Source organism: Roseovarius nubinhibens ISM, assembly GCF_000152625.1.
Classification (GTDB): Bacteria; Pseudomonadota; Alphaproteobacteria; order Rhodobacterales; family Rhodobacteraceae; genus Roseovarius; species Roseovarius nubinhibens.
Window position 1 is genome coordinate 1,406,314 of sequence record NZ_CH724156.1, and the last position, 19,043, is coordinate 1,425,356.

Annotated in this window: 15 protein-coding genes; 10 read left to right on the plus strand and 5 right to left on the minus strand. The window is 66.4% G+C overall.

Features of this window, described 5'->3' with window-relative positions; genetic code table 11:
- Positions 1–22: 22 nt before the first annotated feature.
- Entirely contained in the window at positions 23–1,414 is a 1,392-nt protein-coding gene (gene regB, locus ISM_RS06795; protein WP_009813394.1) for a sensor histidine kinase RegB, read from the minus strand.
- A gap of 99 nt (positions 1,415–1,513) precedes the next feature.
- Between regB and ISM_RS06800 the strand changes: the two genes are divergently transcribed.
- Positions 1,514–2,137: an SCO family protein gene (locus ISM_RS06800; protein ID WP_009813395.1), complete on the plus strand. Its 624-nt coding sequence runs from the start codon at positions 1,514–1,516 to the stop codon at positions 2,135–2,137.
- 98 nt (positions 2,138–2,235) lie between these two features.
- A complete protein-coding gene (locus tag ISM_RS06805) occupies positions 2,236–2,787 on the plus strand; it encodes an ActR/PrrA/RegA family redox response regulator transcription factor (RefSeq protein WP_009813396.1) in 552 nt (183 codons plus the stop codon).
- Between the two features lie 50 nt (positions 2,788–2,837).
- Here ISM_RS06805 and ISM_RS06810 read toward each other — a convergent pair whose 3' ends face one another.
- The gene (locus ISM_RS06810) at positions 2,838–3,386 is read right to left on the minus strand and encodes a hypothetical protein (protein ID WP_009813397.1); all 549 of its coding nucleotides are present in this window, start codon (positions 3,384–3,386) and stop codon (positions 2,838–2,840) included.
- 61 nt (positions 3,387–3,447) lie between these two features.
- Positions 3,448–4,044: an HD domain-containing protein gene (locus ISM_RS06815; RefSeq protein ID WP_040618366.1), complete on the minus strand. Its 597-nt coding sequence runs from the start codon at positions 4,042–4,044 to the stop codon at positions 3,448–3,450.
- 224 nt (positions 4,045–4,268) lie between these two features.
- Between ISM_RS06815 and ISM_RS06820 the strand changes: the two genes are divergently transcribed.
- The 8 genes from ISM_RS06820 to ISM_RS06855 all read left to right on the plus strand — a co-directional run bounded on the left by ISM_RS06820 (position 4,269) and on the right by ISM_RS06855 (position 10,983).
- Positions 4,269–4,577, plus strand: a complete 309-nt coding sequence (locus tag ISM_RS06820) for a hypothetical protein (RefSeq protein WP_009813399.1) — start codon at positions 4,269–4,271, stop codon at positions 4,575–4,577.
- 198 nt (positions 4,578–4,775) lie between these two features.
- The gene (gene ahcY, locus ISM_RS06825) at positions 4,776–6,164 is read left to right on the plus strand and encodes an adenosylhomocysteinase (protein ID WP_040618367.1); all 1,389 of its coding nucleotides are present in this window, start codon (positions 4,776–4,778) and stop codon (positions 6,162–6,164) included.
- A gap of 31 nt (positions 6,165–6,195) precedes the next feature.
- Positions 6,196–6,636, plus strand: coding sequence for a DUF922 domain-containing protein (locus ISM_RS06830; protein ID WP_009813401.1), 441 nt, complete (start codon positions 6,196–6,198; stop codon positions 6,634–6,636).
- A gap of 141 nt (positions 6,637–6,777) precedes the next feature.
- The gene (locus ISM_RS06835; protein ID WP_009813402.1) at positions 6,778–7,119 is read left to right on the plus strand and encodes a DUF2853 family protein; all 342 of its coding nucleotides are present in this window, start codon (positions 6,778–6,780) and stop codon (positions 7,117–7,119) included.
- Positions 7,120–7,239: 120 nt separating this feature from the next.
- Positions 7,240–8,250 carry a D-cysteine desulfhydrase family protein gene (locus ISM_RS06840; protein WP_009813403.1) on the plus strand — a complete coding sequence of 337 codons (1,011 nt, stop codon included), beginning with the start codon at positions 7,240–7,242 and terminating at the stop codon, positions 8,248–8,250.
- Entirely contained in the window at positions 8,247–8,957 is a 711-nt protein-coding gene (locus tag ISM_RS06845) for a metallophosphoesterase (RefSeq protein WP_009813404.1), read from the plus strand. The genes ISM_RS06840 and ISM_RS06845 overlap by 4 nt, the downstream gene beginning before the upstream one ends.
- Positions 8,958–9,024: 67 nt before the next feature.
- Entirely contained in the window at positions 9,025–10,203 is a 1,179-nt protein-coding gene (locus ISM_RS06850) for an acetyl-CoA C-acyltransferase family protein (protein WP_009813405.1), read from the plus strand.
- Positions 10,204–10,329: 126 nt separating this feature from the next.
- Positions 10,330–10,983 carry a sugar transferase gene (locus tag ISM_RS06855; protein WP_009813406.1) on the plus strand — a complete coding sequence of 218 codons (654 nt, stop codon included), beginning with the start codon at positions 10,330–10,332 and terminating at the stop codon, positions 10,981–10,983.
- A gap of 387 nt (positions 10,984–11,370) precedes the next feature.
- Here ISM_RS06855 and pbpC read toward each other — a convergent pair whose 3' ends face one another.
- Both pbpC and ISM_RS06865 read right to left on the minus strand, forming a co-directional pair.
- A complete protein-coding gene (pbpC, locus tag ISM_RS06860; RefSeq protein WP_040617919.1) occupies positions 11,371–13,416 on the minus strand; it encodes a penicillin-binding protein 1C in 2,046 nt (681 codons plus the stop codon).
- 18 nt (positions 13,417–13,434) lie between these two features.
- Complete coding sequence (locus ISM_RS06865) at positions 13,435–18,879, minus strand: alpha-2-macroglobulin family protein (protein ID WP_009813408.1); 5,445 nt, start codon at positions 18,877–18,879, stop codon at positions 13,435–13,437.
- Positions 18,880–19,043: the final 164 nt, after the last annotated feature.

The window sequence follows — 19,043 nt, forward strand, 5'->3', positions numbered from 1 at the left end:
TAACACCCGCAGGTTGTGTGGCTCAGCGCGAGATCGGCTGATTTTCCCCAAGCGCGGCGCGGGCCTGATCCGGCTCGGCTTCGAGCCGGTCGCGCGGCCAGCTCACCTCGACAAAGGCGCCGGAGCGGGCCGATTTGCGATGCCCGGCGGCAAAGGAATCGACGCCATTGGCAAAGCTCAGATCCGCGCCAGAGCGTTCGAGCAATGTCTTGGCGATAAAGAGCCCGAGCCCCATGCCTTCATATTCCGGGCGCAGCCAGTCGGAGGGCATGGCGCGGCGGCGCATGAACGGATCGCCGATCCGGCCCAGCATATGCGGCGGATAGCCCGGCCCGTTGTCCATGATCCGCAGGGTGATCCGGTCGGCGTCCCAGCGGCTCTCGACCCAGACGGTGTCGGCGGCGAAATCCACCGCGTTCTGGATCAGGTTGCGCAGACCGTGGATGATCTCGGAGCGGCGCTGCACCATCGGTTGTTGGCCGGTGGCATCATCGGCGCGATGTTCCACGAGCACGGTCTTGCCACGGTTCATATGCGGCTCGGCCGCCTCTTCGACCAGTGCGCCAAGAGGCGTGTGGCGCAGATGCAGATCGTCCTTTCCAGCCCGGCCCATCGAGCGCAGGATGTCGCGGCAGCGGTCGGCCTGCTCGCGGATCAGGAGCGCATCCTCGCGCGCGTCGCTGCCGTCGGGCAGGTCGTCAGCGAGCTCCGAGCTGGTGAGTTTGATCGTGGCCAGAGGCGTGCCCAGCTCATGCGCTGCAGCGGCGACCACGCCGCCCAGATCGGTGAGCTTTTGCTCGCGGGCGAGGGCCATCTGCGTGGCCTGCAGCGCGTCGGACATGGCGTGCATTTCCGACACGACCCAGCGTGAATAGACGCCGAGAAAGATCACCGCGATCACCAGCGCGAACCAAAAGCCCACGCGAAACAGCTCGGGCATGATGAGTTCAAACCCCTGCGCGGTTTGCAGCGGCACGTTGAACCACAAGAGCACGGTGACGATGGCGATGGCGGTGAGGCCTAGGAAAATCGTCGAGCGGGCCGAGAGCGACGAGGCCGAGACGATCACCGGACCGACCACGAGGATCGAGAACGGGTTGTTGAGCCCGCCGGTCAGGTAGAGCATGAGCCCGAGCTGCACGAGGTCGAACATCACGAAGAGGAGGTTTTCGGGCTCGTTGAGCCGCTTGGTCGCCGGATAGACCAGCGAGACCGCGAGGTTCGAGATCACCGAGGCGCCGATCACCAGAAAGCAAAGCCCGACATCGAAGACGAGATCAAAGGCAAGATGGCCGATCACCAATGCGGCGATCTGTCCGGATACCGCCCACCAGCGCAGCAGAACCAATGTGCGCAGGCGAATCCAGTGGCCCAGGGTCTCTGGCCCGGTGGCGGCCGTCAGCAAGCTGTCCATCTGCGCACTTTTGTCCCGTTGCAACCCAGCGGTGATGGCTTAGATGTGCCACAGTCGAACGACATTGCCCAGACTTCCCTCTTGTCCACGGAGACAGACATGACCCGTTTCATAGCCGTGCTGGCCGCCTGCACCATCGCGATCGTGCTTGGGGTCACCTATTTTCTGACCAAGGGACGGGGGGGTGATCTGGCCTCTTGCGGGGCCTCGTCGGTGGCCGGCGGCGCCGATCAGATCGGCGGGCCCTTCACCCTTGTAGACGAGACCGGCACCGAGGTGACCAGCGCGGCGCTCTTGACCAAGCCGTCGCTGATCTATTTCGGCTATACGTTCTGCCCCGATGTCTGCCCTCTCGATGCGGCGCGCAATGCCGAGGCGGTGGATATGCTCGCCGAGCGCGGCATCGAGGTGCAGCCGATCTTCATCACCATCGACCCCAAGCGGGACACGCCCGAGGTGCTGGCGGAATATACCGATTTCCTGCATCCCAAGATGATCGGCCTGACCGGCAGCGAGGCGCAGGTCAAGGCGGCGAGCCAGGCCTACCGCACCTATTACAAGGCGCAGCCCGCCGAGGCGGGTCAGGAGGATTTCTACCTCGTGGATCATTCGACATTCACCTATCTGACCCTGCCCGAGACCGGCTTTGTCGAGTTTTTCCGCCGCGAAGTGAGCGCCGAGGACATGGCGGAGAAGACCGCCTGTTTCGTCGGTCAGAGCTAGGGACTGAGGCGCAGTAGCTGCCGCCACCCGACCGGGTTTGACCGGGTCGGGCGGGCAGAGTAGCCTTTATCAACCGTATCCAGCAAAGGACGCAGGGCATGTCAGAGGAATTGGCGGAAATCGGAGAGGATCGCTCGCTCTTGCTGCTCGATGATGACGAGCCGTTCCTGCGCCGTCTGGCCAAGGCGATGGAGAAGCGCGGCTTTGAGGTGGAGACCGCCGAGACGGTTGCCGCGGGCAAGGCCATCGCCACCGCCCGCCCGCCGGCCTATGCGGTCTGTGATCTGCGGCTCGGCGATGGCAATGGGCTCGACGTGGTGGAGGTGCTGCGCGAAAAGCGGCCCGATTGCCGGATCGTGGTGCTCACCGGCTATGGCGCGATTGCCACGGCGGTGGCGGCGGTCAAGATCGGCGCCACGGATTACCTGTCGAAACCCGCCGATGCGCGCGACATCACCAATGCGCTCTTGGCGACGGGGGATGAATTGCCGCCGCCGCCCGAAAACCCGATGAGCGCGGACCGGGTGCGCTGGGAGCATATCCAGCGGGTCTATGAGCTCTGCGATCGCAATGTGAGCGAGACGGCGCGGCGGCTCAACATGCATCGCCGCACCCTGCAGCGCATCCTCGCCAAACGCTCGCCCCGCTGAGGCGGGGGATTTTGGGTATTTGACACCAGAAAGAGGCGCGGTCACGTGCCCTATTGGGCGATAGAGCGCAGCAGATCGTCGAGCAGCCGGTCGAAGCGGCGGTTTGACCAGACGCGGGCGCCGGGCGAGGAGTAGATCAGCTTGACCAGGCAGCCGTCGGCGACGCCGAGGGTGATATAGTCGTTCTGCTGCGTGCGCCCGTCATATTCCATATAGATGAAGGCCAGGCCGAAGAGCCCTTTGGTGGCCTTCTTGGGTCGGTCGAAAAAGACATCGCCATCGGTGACGTTGCGGCCTTGGGCGCGCAATTGGTAGATCTGGCTCGCCGAGACCGAAAGCTCGGTGGCGAGATCGTCGGTGGAGAATGTGCTGCGGCCGCGGTCATAGAGAAAGATCGAGGCGCGCTGGGCCTTGTGGCGTGTGTATTGCAGCAGGTAGCCCGCGCCGCTTTCGAGCTTTTCGAGGTTCTCGCGTTTGGTCAAGGCGTGGCCGCCAAGGCTCTGGGGAGCGGATTTGAACAGGCTCTGGCAGCTGTTGATATTGGCATGGGCCATGGCGGCGCTGGCCAGCAGAGCCGCGATGGCGAGGAAGAGGCGCATGATCCGGGCTCCGATACGAGGCAGGTCAGGATAGGCCCGATGCGGCGCCGCGTCCACGGGGCTAGCCCATGGCGCGCTGCAATTCGCCGAAACGGGAGGTGTAGTCCTGACGGGCGGCGACCGGCGGGCGCAGGTGCAGTTCCAGCCCTTCGATCAGCTCGGGGCGGGGGCGGCCGAAGAACTTGTTGGCCTCGGCGGTGGTAAAGCCGGCGATCTGCGTCGCCTCCATCCAGGCGCTGATCCGGTCGGCGCGCTTGATCTGTTTCTTGACGCTGGCGGGGATCTGGGCGGGCAGGCCAAAGCGGATATGGATGGCGGCGGTGAGCCTCTGGTCGAGCTCTTCATAGCCCGGGCCGACCGCGTGTTTCACCGGCGAGATCATGTCGCCGATCACATATTCCGGCGCGTCATGCAGCAGCGCCGCCATCTGCCAGCGCGGCGGGGCCGAGGGCGCGATGCGGCGAAAGAGCGTTTCGACCAAGAGCGAATGTTCGGCCACGGAATAGGCGAAATCGCCCAGCGTCTGCCCGTTCCAGCGCGCCACGAAGGCGAGCCCATGGGCGATATCCTCGATCTCGATATCGACCGGGGTCGGGTCGAGCAGGTCGAGCCTGCGCCCTGACAGCATTCTTTGCCACGCTCTGAAGGCAGGTGCCATGCGGTTTCCTTTGCTGTGGCCCGCCCTTTTGGCGGGCTTGCCTTTTTTTGGCCACATTCTCGACGCAGCCTGTAACCCTGTCCCGGTCGCATGTTGCCAAGAGGGAGAGCCCGGATGCAACCGGGCCGCCCGAATTGTGATCAGGTCAGACAAACGAGGGGGGCGGTGACCCTTTCTCGTCATGCGCTCCTTTCAGAGGCAAAGCAGTATGAAAGGAAGACGCCATGTTCAAGAGAGTGTTGGGCGCAGCCCTGATCCTGGGTTTGGCCACGCCAGCGGCGGCGGCCACCTGTGGCAAGCGCGGTGATATGGTCACCTCGCTGGAAAAGAAATATCTCGAACAGCTTCAGGTTGGCGGATTGCAGGAGGTCGAGGGCGACAAATCGGTGGTCGAGCTCTGGACCTCGGAAGAGACCGGCACCTTTACCATTCTGATGACCCGCTCCAACGGGATCAGCTGTGTTCTGGCGGTGGGCACCGATGTGTTCTTTGCCAAGCCCGAGCCCGCCGCGGGCCGTGGCACGCCGAGCTGATCGCGCAGGTCCGATGAGGCTGGCCCGATCAGGCTGGCCCGTTAAGACTGGCCTGTTTACGCAGGATTGACCGCCCGAATGCGGGGCGGAAACCACAGCCATGCGGCCATATGGGCCGATCCGGTTGTCCCAGATTGCCAGCCCCGGCATGGGATGCTAGGGCCAAGGCAAGTTGGTTTAACCGGAATGGAGCAGAACATGGCCGGAGAGTATATCGTCAAGGACATCTCGCTTGCCGCCTTTGGGCGCAAGGAGCTGGATATCGCGGAAACCGAGATGCCGGGGCTGATGGCCCTGCGCGAGGAATATGGGACGGCCAAGCCGCTCAAGGGTGCGCGGATCACCGGCTCGCTGCATATGACGATCCAGACCGGCGTTCTGATCGAGACGCTGGTGGCGCTGGGCGCGGATGTGCGCTGGGCGTCGTGCAACATCTTCTCGACCCAGGACCATGCGGCGGCGGCGATTGCCGAGGCGGGCGTGCCGGTCTTTGCGATCAAGGGCCAGTCGCTCGAAGAGCATTGGGACTATGTCGACAAGTCGTTCCAGTTCCCCGAGGGCGCGAACATGATCCTCGACGATGGCGGCGATGCCACGCTCTATGTCCTTCTGGGGGCGCGGGCCGAGGCGGGCGAGGAGATCATCCCCGTGCCGCAATCGGACGAAGAGGCGGTGATCAAGGCGCAGATCAAGAAGCGTATGGCGGAAACGCCGGGCTGGTTCACCAAGACTCGCGACGCGATCAAGGGCGTGTCGGAAGAGACCACCACCGGGGTGCACCGTCTCTATGAGCTGGTGAAACAGGGGCAGCTGCCTTTCCCGGCGATCAACGTCAATGACTCTGTCACCAAGTCGAAATTCGACAACAAATACGGCTGCAAGGAAAGCCTCGTCGACGGCATCCGTCGCGCCACCGATGTGATGATGGCGGGCAAGGTCGCCGTGGTCTGCGGCTATGGCGATGTGGGCAAGGGCTCGGCCGCGTCGCTGCGTGGCGCGGGGGCGCGCGTCAAGGTCACCGAGGTCGATCCGATCTGTGCGCTGCAGGCGGCGATGGACGGGTTCGAAGTGGTGGTTCTGGAAGACGTGGTCGACAGTGCCGACATCTTCATCACCACCACCGGCAACAAGGACGTCATCCGCATCGAACATATGCGCGAGATGAAGGATATGGCGATCGTCGGCAACATCGGCCATTTCGACAATGAAATTCAGGTCGCCGCCCTCAAGAACCACAAATGGACCAACATCAAGGACCAGGTGGACATGATCGAGATGCCCTCGGGCGCGCGGATCATCCTGCTCAGCGAAGGGCGTCTTCTCAACCTCGGCAACGCCACCGGCCACCCGTCCTTTGTGATGTCGGCGAGCTTTACCAACCAGGTTCTGGCGCAGATCGAATTGTGGACCCGTGGCGAAGCTTATGACAACAATGTCTATATCTTGCCGAAACACCTCGATGAAAAGGTGGCGCGGCTTCACCTCGACCGGATCGGTGTCAAGCTGACTAAGCTTGGGGCGGATCAGGCCGCCTATATCGGAGTCGATGTCGATGGTCCCTTCAAGCCGGAGCATTATCGCTACTAAGCCCCTTCTTACCTGCGCCCTGGTCGGTGTCATGCTGACCTGGGCGCAGCCCTCTGCGGCCAAGCCCCGGGTCGCGGTGACGGAAAAGACCTATAGTGTCGATGCGGTGACCGCCGAGGGGATACTCCAGCAGATGAAGGCACGCGGCCCGAACGGGCATTGGGCCTATACCGATTGGTATGTGAAATGGACCGGCAGCTGTCAGCTTTCGGTGGCGATCACCTATACCATGCCCAAGCATCGCAACGAGGCCAAGCTCGACCCGGCGCTGCGCAAACGCTGGCAGAGCATGGTCGCGGCCCTGCGCAAACATGAGCAGAAACACGGCCAGCACGGCATCAACGCGGCGCAGGAAATCGAGAAGGGCAAATGCGCCAATGGCGATGCTCTGATCAAGAAATGGGCCAATCAGGATAAGGTTCTCGACAAGCGGACCCAGCATGGTGCCCGCGAAGGCGTTGTCTTTCCCTGAACGCGGGCGCTTTGCCTCAAGGGGAGAAGCCGCCAAGATTTCCCTTTGAGGAGATAGGCTCCTTGGCTAGGGTAAGCCCAGCCAAACGGGGCTGGACGTTCATTAGACCGGCGCTGCTGCCGGACATTTGGGAGAAAATTCATGGGTAAACGGGACGAGTTGATCGCGCAATATGCGGACGATCTGCGCAATAAATGCGGCATGACGCCGGATATGGACCTGCTGACAAAAGTGACCATCGGCTGTGGCCCGGCGATCTACAATGCCGACGCATCGACCGTGGCCGCGTCGCAGGAGAGCGAGCTGGAAACCGTCAAGACCAATTTCCTCGTCAAGAAGCTGGGCCTCGCAGACAGCCCGGCCTTGATGGATGCGATCAATCAGGTGATCGAGACCTATGGTAAATCCGAGCGCAACAAGTATCGCGCTGTGGTTTACTATATGCTCACCAAACATTTCGGTAAGGAATCCGTCTACGGCTAAGCCAGACGACCAAACCGGCCTGATGACAGGTTTGACACCCGCCCAATGTGGCGGGTGTTTGCGTTTCGGGCTATTCGGGGGATACCCAAACCGATGCGACCCAACAGGAAAGAGAAGATCATGGACAGGTTCGACCGGCTGCTCGCCCCGTTTCCTCAGGCAGGGTTCATGCCCGCGCCGACCCCGCTTGAGCGGCTCGACCGGCTGTCGGAGCTCTATGATCTCGATCTCTGGGTCAAGCGCGATGACCTGACGCGCATCGGCTTTGGCGGCAACAAGATCCGCCAGCTCGATTACTATTTCGGCGCGGCGCTGGCCGAGGGGGCGGATGTGGCGCTCATCACCGGGGCGGTGCAGTCGAACTATGTGCGCTCCGCCGCCGCCTGTGCCGCGCGACTTGGCATGGGGGCGGTGGTGCAGCTTGAAGATCGGGTGCCGGGCAAGGGCGCGCTCTATCACAGCTCGGGCAATGTGTTGCTGGACAAGCTGCTTGGGGCCGAGATCCTGCATTACCCTGAGGGCGAGGATGAGGCGGGGGCCGACCGGGCGCTTCATGCCCGCGCCGAAGAGCTGCGAGCCGAGGGGCGCAAGCCGTTTGTCATTCCGCTGGGCCTTGAGAACCCGCCCAAGGGGGCGCTGGGGTACATGCAATGCGGCCGCGAAATCCTGGCGCAGGATGCGGCAGGGTTTGACCATTATGTCGTGGCCTCTGGCAGCGGGGCGACCCATACCGGGCTCTTGGCCGGGCTGCGGCTGTGCGGGGCAAGCGCTCCGGTGCATGGCATCTGTGTGCGCCGTGACGCCGAGGCCCAGCGCGCCCGGATCGGGCGTCTCGCGGAGCTCTTGGCAGAGCTTCTGGGCGAGGCGGTGTTCGGGGCGGCGGATATCGACATCTGGGATGGGGCGCTCGCCCCCGGCTATGGCCGGATGGGCGAGACCACGCGCCGGGCGCTCGATCAGATGGCACGCTATGAGGGGCTCTTCCTCGATCCGGTCTATACCGCCAAGAGCTTTGCCGGGGTCGAGGGGCTCCTGCAGGAGGGGGTGATCCAGCCGGGCGCACGGGTCTGTTTCATCCATAGCGGCGGTTTGCCCGCGCTCTTTGCCTATGGCGAGGATCTGCTCGCATGATCTATGCGGTGGGCGATATTCACGGCCATCTCGACAAGCTCGACCAGGCGCTGGCGCGCATCGAGGCGGATGGCGGGGCGGAGGCGCCGGTGGTCTTTCTCGGCGATCTGGTGGATCGCGGCCCGGCCTCGTGTCAGGTGATCGACCGGTTGCTGGAGGGACGCGCGGCGGGGCGCGACTGGACTGTGCTGCTTGGCAATCATGATCGGCTCTTCCTCGATTTTCTGGAGGAGGGCCGCATCTGGTCCGAGCATATCAAATCCGGGGTGAGCTGGCTCAACCCGCGGATGGGCGGGGCGGTGACCTTGGCCAGCTATGGTGTCGAGGCCAGCGAAGAGGCGCCCGCGCTGGAGGCCGCCCGGGCAGCGGTGCCCGAGGCGCATCAGGAGTTTCTGCGGTCACTGCCGCGGCTGCATGAGGTCGGGGATCTGCTCTTTGTCCATGCCGGGATCGACCCGCGCAAACCGCTCGATTGGCAGGACCCGGTGGATCTCATCTGGATCCGCGACAGGTTTCTCAGCTATCGCGATCCGCTGCCCTGGCTCGTGGTGCATGGCCATAGCGCGGTGGACTATCCAGAGCATTGCGGCAATCGCGTCAATCTCGACGGTGGGGCGGGGCATGGGCGCGATCTCATCCCGGCGGTGATCGAGGGGCGCGAGGTCTCGCTCTTGACCGATAGGGGGCGCGTGGCGCTGCGCCCGTGACGGCGCGTCGCGATGGACGCAGGGGCCGGGGCGGCCTAGTGTCAGCGCAACGAGACAGGAGGATGACATGGAAGATATCGTGATCCTGGGCGCGGCCCGGACGGCAATCGGCACCTTTGGCGGAAGCCTGGCGGGCGTGGCCCCGGCGCAGCTTGGGGCGGTGGCCACCAAGGCGGCGCTGGCGCGGGCGGGAGTGGCCCCGGATCAGGTCGGCCATGTGGTGTTTGGCCATGTCATCAACACCGAACCGCGCGACATGTACCTGTCGCGGATCGCGGCGATGGAGGCGGGCATTCCCGACACGACACCGGCGATGAACGTCAACCGGCTCTGCGGTTCGGGGGCGCAGGCGGTGGTCTCGGCGGTGCAGAACCTGATGCTCGGCGATGCCGATTTCGCGGTGGCGGGCGGCGCGGAAAACATGAGCCGCTCGCCCTTTATCGTGCCCGATCAGCGCTGGGGCGCGAAGATGGGCGATGTGCGGGTGCTCGACATGATGCTCGGCGCGCTCAACTGTCCCTTTGGCACCGGCCATATGGGGGTCACGGCGGAGAATGTGGCCGCCGAACATGGGGTGAGCCGCGCCGATCAGGACGCCTTTGCCCTCGAGAGCCAGCGCCGCGCCAAGGCGGCGATCGAGGCCGGGCATTTCGACGAACAGATCGTCCCGGTCGAGGTGCAGAAGCGTCGCGAAACCGTTGAATTCAAGGTGGATGAGCACCCAAAGCCGACCACTGAGGAGGCGCTCGCGGGGCTGCGGCCGGTGTTCCAGAAGGAGGGCAGCGTGACCGCCGGCAATGCCAGTGGCATCAATGATGGCGCGGCGGCGATTGTCCTGGCCAGGGCCGGCGCGGCAGAGGCGGCGGGGCTGGCCCCCAAGGCGCGGGTTCTGGGCTATGCGCATGCCGGTGTGCGCCCCGAGGTCATGGGCATCGGGCCGATCCCGGCGGTGGAAAACCTGCTGGCGAAAACCGGGCTGAGCGCCGGGGATTTCGACCTGGTGGAATCGAACGAAGCCTTCGCGGCGCAGGCGATTGCGGTGAACCGGGGGCTGGGGCTCGACCCGGCCAAGGTCAACCCCAATGGCGGGGCGATTGCGCTCGGTCATCCGGTGGGGGCGACGGGGGCGATCCTTGTGGTCAAGGCGCTCTATGAGCTGGAGCGGATCGGCGGCAAACGGGCGCTGATCACCATGTGCATCGGCGGCGGGCAGGGCATTGCGCTGGCCATCGAACGGATGAGCTAGGCCCCGAAAACGGCGGGTCGGCATCGCGTCGGTAAAACGACAGTATCGCGACAGTGCCCGTTTTTGCGTTTTTTTAAGACCTGCGCCCTAGTCTGATCGCCAACGAGCGGTAGTGAGGGCTGGCACATGTATGTGGCATTGGGGCATGTCTGGATCGTCCGGTGGCGGGCGGTCGATGGCAAACGGGCGGTCGATCTCGGGCTGACGTTGCTGGCGCTGCCGTTGCTCTGCCCGCTCATCGCGGTGCTGGCGCTGGCAGTCTGGGCGGCGGATGGGCGCGCGCCCTTTCACTGGCAATGGCGGGTCGGGCGCGGTGGTCGGATGTTCCGGCTGTGGAAACTGCGCAGCATGGTGCCGGGGGCCGAAGAACGGCTTGGGCATGTGCTGGCCGGTGATCCGGCGCTGGCGGCGGAATGGCGGCGGCAGGGCAAGCTGCGGCGCGATCCGCGGGTGACGCGGCTTGGCGCGGTGTTGCGGCGCTATGCGCTCGACGAGCTGCCGCAATTTTTCAACGTGTTCTGCGGCGAGATGAGCCTTGTCGGCCCGCGCCCGGTGACCGGGCCGGAGTTCGAGGCGCGTTATCGCGATGCCGATGGCACGGCCTATGCACGGCTGCGACCGGGGCTCACCGGGCTCTGGCAGGTCTATGGGCGCGGCCGGTGCAGCTATGCCGACCGGGTGGCGCTCGACCGCTACTATGCACAGATGCGCGATATGCGGCTCGACCTGGTGATCCTGTGGCGCACCGTGGCGGTGGTGCTGCGCGGCGAGGGCTGGTAGCCGGTGGCGCGTAGACGAGGCCAGGCGAGAGCGGAGGGCGCTCGGATGGCGTTTTGGCGACTGGCCGTGTCGATTGAAGATCGCGCGGCGGGGCATGGGCCGGTTTGGACGAGCGCTGGGGTCGTAGATGGCACGCTGACTGGGGCCGGTGTTTGCGCGATGGGCAATGACCGGTCTGGGCGAACGCAGGGCTGGACGAAGGCTGGGCCGACAGCGGGAGACGCCAAGCCGAGGGGCGCGGCAGTATCTCACTGGCCGAATGCTTCGCCGCTTGCGGGAAGGGATGCCGCTCGACCGGCGCGGCTTGCGAGGACGACTCGCCATAAAATCGACCCTAATGAATGGAGATTGTGCATTTTTCGGCGTAGGTGACGCCATGCCTTATGCCTAGTCGAGCCGCACCCGGACGCGGGCGGCGCGGCCTTTGGCGTCGATCACCGACAGCTCGGAAAAGCCCCGGCTCAGCCCCGGCAGGATCAGCTCGTGCTGGCGTAGCCCGGTGGCGACGGGTCGGCCATTGGCGAGGATGGTGAAGGGCGGGGTGCCGTCGCGCAGCTTGACCGCCAGATCGCCCGCGACGAGGGCGAGCCGCGCGCCGTCGGGGGGAAAGATCAGTTTCGGCGCATCGGGGGCGGGGGCAAAGGCCGCCTCGCGCCCGGTGAAACGGCGCAGCGGCTGCGGCAGGTTGGCGGTGGCCAGCAGCAAGGTCTCGGGCGGCGGCGGCGGCAAGGGCTCGGGCGCGGTGTCGAGCCGTTGATAGGCCTCGAAGAGCAGCGGCGCGGCGAGATCGCCGCCAAAGGCCCCGGGCACCGGCGTGCCATCGGGGCGACCGATCCAGACGCCGATCACATGCCGCCCGTCATAGCCCACAGCCCAGGCGTCGCGGTGGCCATAGGAGGTGCCCGTCTTATAGGCGAGCCGTCCGGGCGGCGCGCCCGGCGGCGGCGCGAGCGAGGCGAGGATATGCCCGACCTGCCAGGCGGCGGCGGGGCTGATGACCTGGCGCTGTGGCACGTCGGGCGCGACACCCTGGTGCCAATGGAGCGGCACGGTCTGGCCGCCCTGGGCCAGCATGGCGTAGAGCCGGGTGAGATCCATCAGGCTCACCCCGACGCCGCCGAGACCGACGGCGAGGCCCGGCTGATCGCCGGGCAGGGCGGGGCGCATGCCGCTCTGGCGCATGGCGGACATGAGATGGGCCGGGCCGATCTCATCGAGCAAGAGCGCCACGGGGATGTTGAGCGATTGGCGCAGCGCCTCGGCGATGGTGACCTCGCCGCGAAACTGACCGTCGAAATTCTGGGGCGCATAGCGGCCAAAGGCCACCGGCCGATCGGCGATGAGCGTTTGCGGATGGGCGAGGCCGCGGTCGAATCCCATGGCGTAGATCAGCGGTTTGAGCGTCGAGCCGGGCGAGCGCAGCGCCTGTGTCATGTCGACATAGCCCTGATGCGCGTCGCCGCTGGCATAGCTCGCCGAGCCCACCGCGCCGAGCAGTTCGCCCGTCTGGTGATCGGCGACGACCATGGCGAGGGACACGCTCGGCGGCAGGTCGCGCAGGGCGTTGCGCGCGAGGGTCTCGAGCCGCGATTGCAGCCCTGCGTCTAGGGTCAGGTGATGCCGCGTGGTGAGCGGATCAAGGGCGCGCGCCCGGTCCGACAGATGCGGCGCGAGGGCAGGAAAATCGCGACGTTGGGCGGGAACAGGGTCGAAAAGAGCCGCCTGAGCTTCGGGCTTGGGCAGGGTTCCGGCGCCGGTCATCCGCTCCAGCACCCGGTCGCGGGCGGTACGGGCGGTTTCGGGATGGCGGTCGGGGCGGCGGGCCTCAGGCGATTGCGGCAGGGCCACGAGCAGTGCGGCTTCGGCCGGGGTGAGCCGGGCGGGTTCCTTGCCGAACCAGCTCAGCGTTGCGGCGCGGATGCCTTCGATATTGCCGCCATAGGGCGCGTGGGTCAGGTAGAGCCCGAGGATCTGCCGTTTCGTCAGGCGGCGTTCAAGGGCGAGCGCGAGGCGCATCTGGCGCAGTTTGCCGGACCATTGGCCGGTGCCGCTATCCTCGAGGAGCCGTGCCACCTGCATCGTCAGGGTCGAGCTGCCCGAGACCACGCGGCCATGGCGCAGCGCCTGCCCTCCGGCACGGAGCATGGCGAGAAAATCGACCCCAACATGGCGGAAAAAGCGTTTGTCCTCGTAAGCGATCAGCATGTCGAGATAGCGCGGATCGACCTCTTCGGGGCTGACAGCGAGCCGCCAGCGCCCGTCATCGACCGTATAGACGCGCAGCATCTCGCCCGCGCGGTCGCGGATTTCGACCGAGGTTTCCGCGACGAGCGGCGGCAGGTCGGTGCGGTCGATCCAGAGGTCGATGCCGTCGCGGGCCAGCCCCCCGGCCAAGAGCAGGGCGACGGCGAGGAGGGGCGTCCTAGCGCGCATCGGAGGGGTGTGCGCCCGTCATGGCGCGGTGACCATGACCCGGCCCGTGTCGCTATGGGCGCGGTATTCGGGGCGGTACATGTCCTCGACCGTGGCAGCGGGGTGGTGGAAGCTGCCCGGGGTGACCGCGCGGACCATATAGGCGAGGCGGAAGGGGGCGCTGCCGCTCCAGTTCACCGCGGCGAGGAACCGGTCCGAGCGATATTCGGCGGTCTCGGTGGGGGCGCTTTGCAGCCAGTCGAGCCCGTTCGCCTGACCCGAGCGCAGGAGGTTCGGGTTGTCGATCTCGAGCCCGGCGGGGAGCGGGTCGTCCACCATCAGCCGCCCGGCGGTTTCGCCTGCCGGGGTGATCGTCAGCACCGCCACCAGCCGGGTGCCGGTGGCAACCGCGTCGAGGGTCGCGGGCTGGCCGTCGGTGGTGAAGTAGCTGCGGGCGATCTGATAGCCATAGCCGCCAGCGGGCTCGGGGATCTCCGGCACGCCGATCGTCGTGAGCGTGACCTGCGTGTCGCTGTTGCCGGTGTTGGCGATGGTCTGTGGCGCCATGGTGTCGGCCTCGAGCAGGCGGACCAGTGCGCCGGTGACCGCGTCGCCATTGAGGGTGAGCCCGGCGCGCGTCGGATCGTCGATCAGCGCATGGGCGGCGAGGAGCGTCCAGCTCTGTTCCTGGGTCGACATATGCGGGCCGGTCTGGCCGAGCGTGGCGGAGAGCTCGGAGAGCCCGCCCACCGTGCTGCCCGCCTCATGCATGAGCGCCACGACCCCGGCCCGGTCGCGGGCATGGGTGCCGTAATCGGCGCGCCAGAGCTGTGCTTCGCGGCGCGTGGCCTCCTGGGCGATGCGGGTCATGGCCTGGGCGAAGATCCGGTCGGCGCGGGTCTGATCGCCGTAGGAGGCGAGGGCCGCGCCGAGCTGGGCCAGCGCCAGAGGGGTGGCGAAAGCATCGGATTTCACGTCGGCATAGTAGCGCAGATCGCCCATCTTGGCGGCGCCTTCGCGGGCGAGCACCATCAGCGCATAGGCGATGTCTTCGCCGCCATCGTCGAACTCGGGGGCGTAGTTCACCCGGTTGCGCAGATTGTCCATCGCCATGGTGAAGGCGCGGTCGGGGATCGCATGACCGGCGGCGCGGGCGCGGGAGAGGAAATCGCCGACATAGGCATCGAGCCAGAAATCACCTGACTCAGCCCGCCAGAGGCCGAAGGCCCCGTTCGAGCTCTGCCGGGTCAGCACGCGGGTGATGGCGGCGTCGATGCTGGCGGTGATCTGAGCCTCGGTGCCGAGATCGAGCGCTTGGGCCACCTGGTTGAAGTAAAGCAGCGGCATCGCCCGTGACGTCACCTGTTCGGTGCAGCCATAGGGGTAGCGGTCGAGCGATTGGAGCAGCGCTGGCGCGTTCATCTGGGCCAGCGGTCCGGCGGAGAGCACGGCCTGCCCGCTGCCGGGGTGGAAGCCGGTGAAGATGTCGGGGCCGAGCGTCAGGCTCTGACCGGCGGCGAGGGCAATCTGACGGGTGGCCGAGATCGCGGGATCGTTGCGGCGCACCGGCAGGGTCAGCGTCTTGACCAGATCCTGACCGTCGGGCGTGGTCAGTGTCACAGTGATCACATGATCGCCCTCGGCCCCGGCGGTGAGCGGCAGCGACAGGCTCTGCTGGCCCGCCTCGGCGAGGGTCACGGTGGCGGGCACATCGCCCAGCGCGACACCGTCGGAGGCGACGCGAAGCTGCATCTCGCCTGCCGGGCCTTCGGTGTGGATCAGCTCGAGCAGCATCCGCGCCCGGTCGCCCGGGGCGAGGAAGCGGGGCAGCGAGGCGCTCAGCACCACCGGATCGCGGACGATCACATCGGCCTCGGCCGCGCCCACGGCGCGGGGCGTCCAGGCGATGGCCATGAGCCGCACGGTGCCGTTGAAATCGGGCAGATCAAAGCTTGCCTCGGCGGTGCCATCGGGGCCGAGCGCCAGCGGGCCGGTGAAATAGGCGACGAGTTCCTCGGTGGGCGGCGGGGCCTCGCGGCTCAGCCCATTGGCGGCGTCGCCGCCGGACCGAACGCGGCCTGCGGCACCGTTCATCCCGTCGATGAGACGGCCATAGAGATCGCGGATCTCGACGCCAAGACGGCGCTGGCCGAAGTAATGCCCTTGGGGATCGGGGCTGTCGAAGCCGGTGAGATTAAGAATGCCGAGATCGACGGCGGCGAGGGTGACAAAGCCCGTGTCCTGCGCGCCGAGACCCTCGACCGCGACCTTGGCGGTGAGCGGCCCGCGCGGTGCGGATTGGGCGGGGGTGTCGATGCGCACCGAGAGCGCCTTGTCGCCCGGATCGATGCTGGCATGGCTCAGCCCGAGAGCGCGGGCCGGGTTCTGACCGGCGGCAACATCCATCGGCCGGATCACCTGCGCGGTGACATAGGCCCCGGTGCCCCAATCGTCGGTGACGGGCAGGGTGATGATGTTTTCGCCTTCGCTCACCGGGACCGCCTGCATGTCGATGACGCGATGCGACATCACGGTGACGAGCGCGGTGCCCGCAAAGCGCGGCACGAGGCGCAGGGTCGCGGTGTCGCCGGGGCGATAGCCGGGCTTGTCGAGCGACAGTTCGAGCGTGTCGGGCGTTTCGCTGGCATCCGCCGGGGCGTACCAGCCTGCATAGAAATCCTCGGAGGCCGAGACATAGTCGGCACCTTCGCCGGTTTCGACGATCAGCTCATACTGGCCCCATTCCACCGGGGCGGAGATCACCAGCGGGTCGGCCCCGCTCTGGCCTTCGCCGGTGGCGACACGGGCGCGGGTCGTGATCGGCTCCCAGTTCCAGTTGCCATATTGCTGATACCATTGGTAGCGGGTGGTCACGCGGTTGAGCGTCCAGCGCAGAGGCGCGTCCCGGCGGGCGAGATCCGAGCCGAGGGCGATCACCTCGAAACGCGCGGTGCTGCCTTCGGGGGCGACGCCGTCAAAGCCGGGCTTGATCCCCAGAATGGTGCCCGAGGGCGCGAGGCGGTGGGTCATCACCCGTTCGACGGGGCGGCCCGAGCCTTCCTTGACGCTGGTGATGAACTCGGCCTCATAGGGGCGGTCGGTGATCTCGGAGGTGGGCAGATCGAGCGTGGCCTGCATCCGGCCCTGGGCGTCGGCGGGACCGGCGTCAAAATAGCTCGATCCCGGATAGGCGCGGGCGTCGTGGCGGCCAAAGACATAGCCCGGCGCGCTGTCGATCTGACGCAGCGGTTTGAGCCGGACGGAGCCTTCGGCGAGAAGCCCGGCCCCCGGCGCGCCGAAGAGATAGCGCGCGTCGATGGTGAGCGTGGTGCTGTCGCCGGGGCGCAGCGGGGTGTCGGGCAGGCTTTGGGTGAAGTCGATCCGCTCGGGCAGGAAATCCTCGACCAGGAGGCTCTGGCTTGCCAGCGGCGGGGCGTCGACATCGGCCTTGATCTCGAGCCGCCAGGTGCCGCGCGGTGCGGTGCTGCCGATGGGCAGGGTGAAGACATGGCCGCCGGCGCGGTCCTCGGCCGAGACATGGCGGCTATATTCCACCCCATCGGGGCGCGACAGGATCGCGGTGAGCGGCAGGCCGGGCAGCGCCTGTGCCTGCGCATCGCGGGCCAGCGCCGTGGCATGGATCACCTCGCCCGCGCGATAGGCGCCACGGTCGGTGGCGAGGAACAGGTCGATCGGGCCGGCGGGCGCGCGGCCCTCGACGCCGCGATCCGAGAGATCGAAGGCGGGATCGGTGAGCGGCAGGAAGGCGAAATCCTCTTCGCCGTTGCGGGCCATGACCATGGCGGGGGCGGCCCCGTCGGTGCCCCGGGTCAGGCCGGGATCAAAGAGCGCATGGCCCGCCGCATCGGTGGTGGCGCGGCCCAGCTCGCGGTTGGAGCGTGACAGCAAGGTCAGTTCGATCCCGTCGAGCGCTGCGGCATCCGAGAGACCACGGGCAAAGACATGCAGCCCCTCGGTGCCCTTGAGCGTGGTGAGGCCGAGATCGGTCAGCACGAACCATTGGGTGGCACCCGGATCGTCATAGAGCGGCACGCCCTCGATGCTCGCATGCAGCGTGTAGATGCCGGGAGCCATATCGGCCAGCACCTCGCCCAGCGGCAGGCGGGTGGTCATGGTCTGGTTGAGCGTATTTTCGACCTCGCCTGTGCCGGTCCAGACCTCTTCGGCGATCTCGGAGGTGAAATCCTTGATCTCGTACTCGGCCAGCGGGCGGCCGAAATACTCTTGCTGCATGGTGCGCAGCAGGTTGCGGTCGGAGACCCGGTGCAGGCTCAGTTTCACCTCGTCGAGATTGACGGTCTCGATCGGCAGCGCGGCCTCGGCGGCGCGGGGCAGCACATAGGCGCGGCCCGGAAAGCTCAGCTTGGGCGAGCGGTCGCGGACATAGAGGCTCAGCTCGGTGTCGCGCACGAGGCTCTCGCCGCTCTCAGAGGGCAGGCCCTTGCGCAGGGTGATCGTGTAGCGCGCGCCATGTTCGACGCCATCGATGCAGAGCTGATTGCCGTCGGCCTCGACCGCGAGACCCGGATCGGGCAGGCGCAGGAAGGTGGCGTAATCCACCCCGGCCTTGGCCAGCGGCTCCGAGAACTCGGCGCAGATGCGCGGCGCGGCGCTCTCGTTATCGGCGCGATGTTCGGTGACGCGGAAGCCGTATTTGCCGACCAGACGGTCGAGCGCGCTCATCACGTCCTGACGCGGCTGGATCGCCTCGGCAAGGCGCATGGCATGGAGCGCGTTGCGCCCCTGCCCGTCACGTTCGAGCGCCTCGGCCAGCAGCATCAGCGACGAGACCTGCGCCCCGTCAGAGGCCGCGCGCAGATAGCCATTGGTGGCGGCATAGACGGCGCGGGTGATGTATTTGTTGCGCTCGCTGCGGTTGGCCTCGGCAATGGCGAGCGACAGGCGGGCGTAATCGGCCCATTGATCGGCGGCATCGCTCAGCGACAGGGCGGCACCGGTCCAGCGCAGCGCGTTTTGCAGATCGCCCCCGGCCTCGCGGTCGCGGGCGGCGTCGAGCAGCGTCACCTCGTCCCAATCGCCGGCGGGGTGCAGGCTTCCGATGCGCAGGGCGAGATCATAGGATTTGTCGAGCGCGTAATCGGTCATGAAGCCGAGATCGGCGCGGCGGGTCGTGGCCCAGCCGAGCACGCGCGGATCGGTGTCGAGCACCCGGGCGGAATAGGCGCCATCATAGGGGGTTTCATCCGAGACGGCGGATTTCGGGAAACAGGCGCGGGATTTGGTGTTGTAGGTGAAGGCCCGGCAGGCGGCATTGCCGAAACAGGCGCTGCGGCAGCTGTCATAGCTGGTGTCGAAGATGGCCTGCAGATCGGCGCCGTAGAAATCCATATTGGCGGTCACCACAAAGCGCCGGTCGGGCACGGGCCTGTCCTGTGCCGCCGCGCCATGGCCGAGGCCGAGGGTCAAAGAGAAAGCGAGAAAAGCAATAAATCGGCGGAGCATGACACCCTCCTGCGTCCTGAGAATAGGCGCATGGTGGCATGGGCGGGGTTTGCTGGCAATGATTCCGACCCGCCTAAAAATTAGCGGGCGGGTTTGGCGAAAACGCCCATGACCGCGCGTCTGGCAACGATTTGTTCACCCCGCTCTGGCAGTCTGTGTCGCAT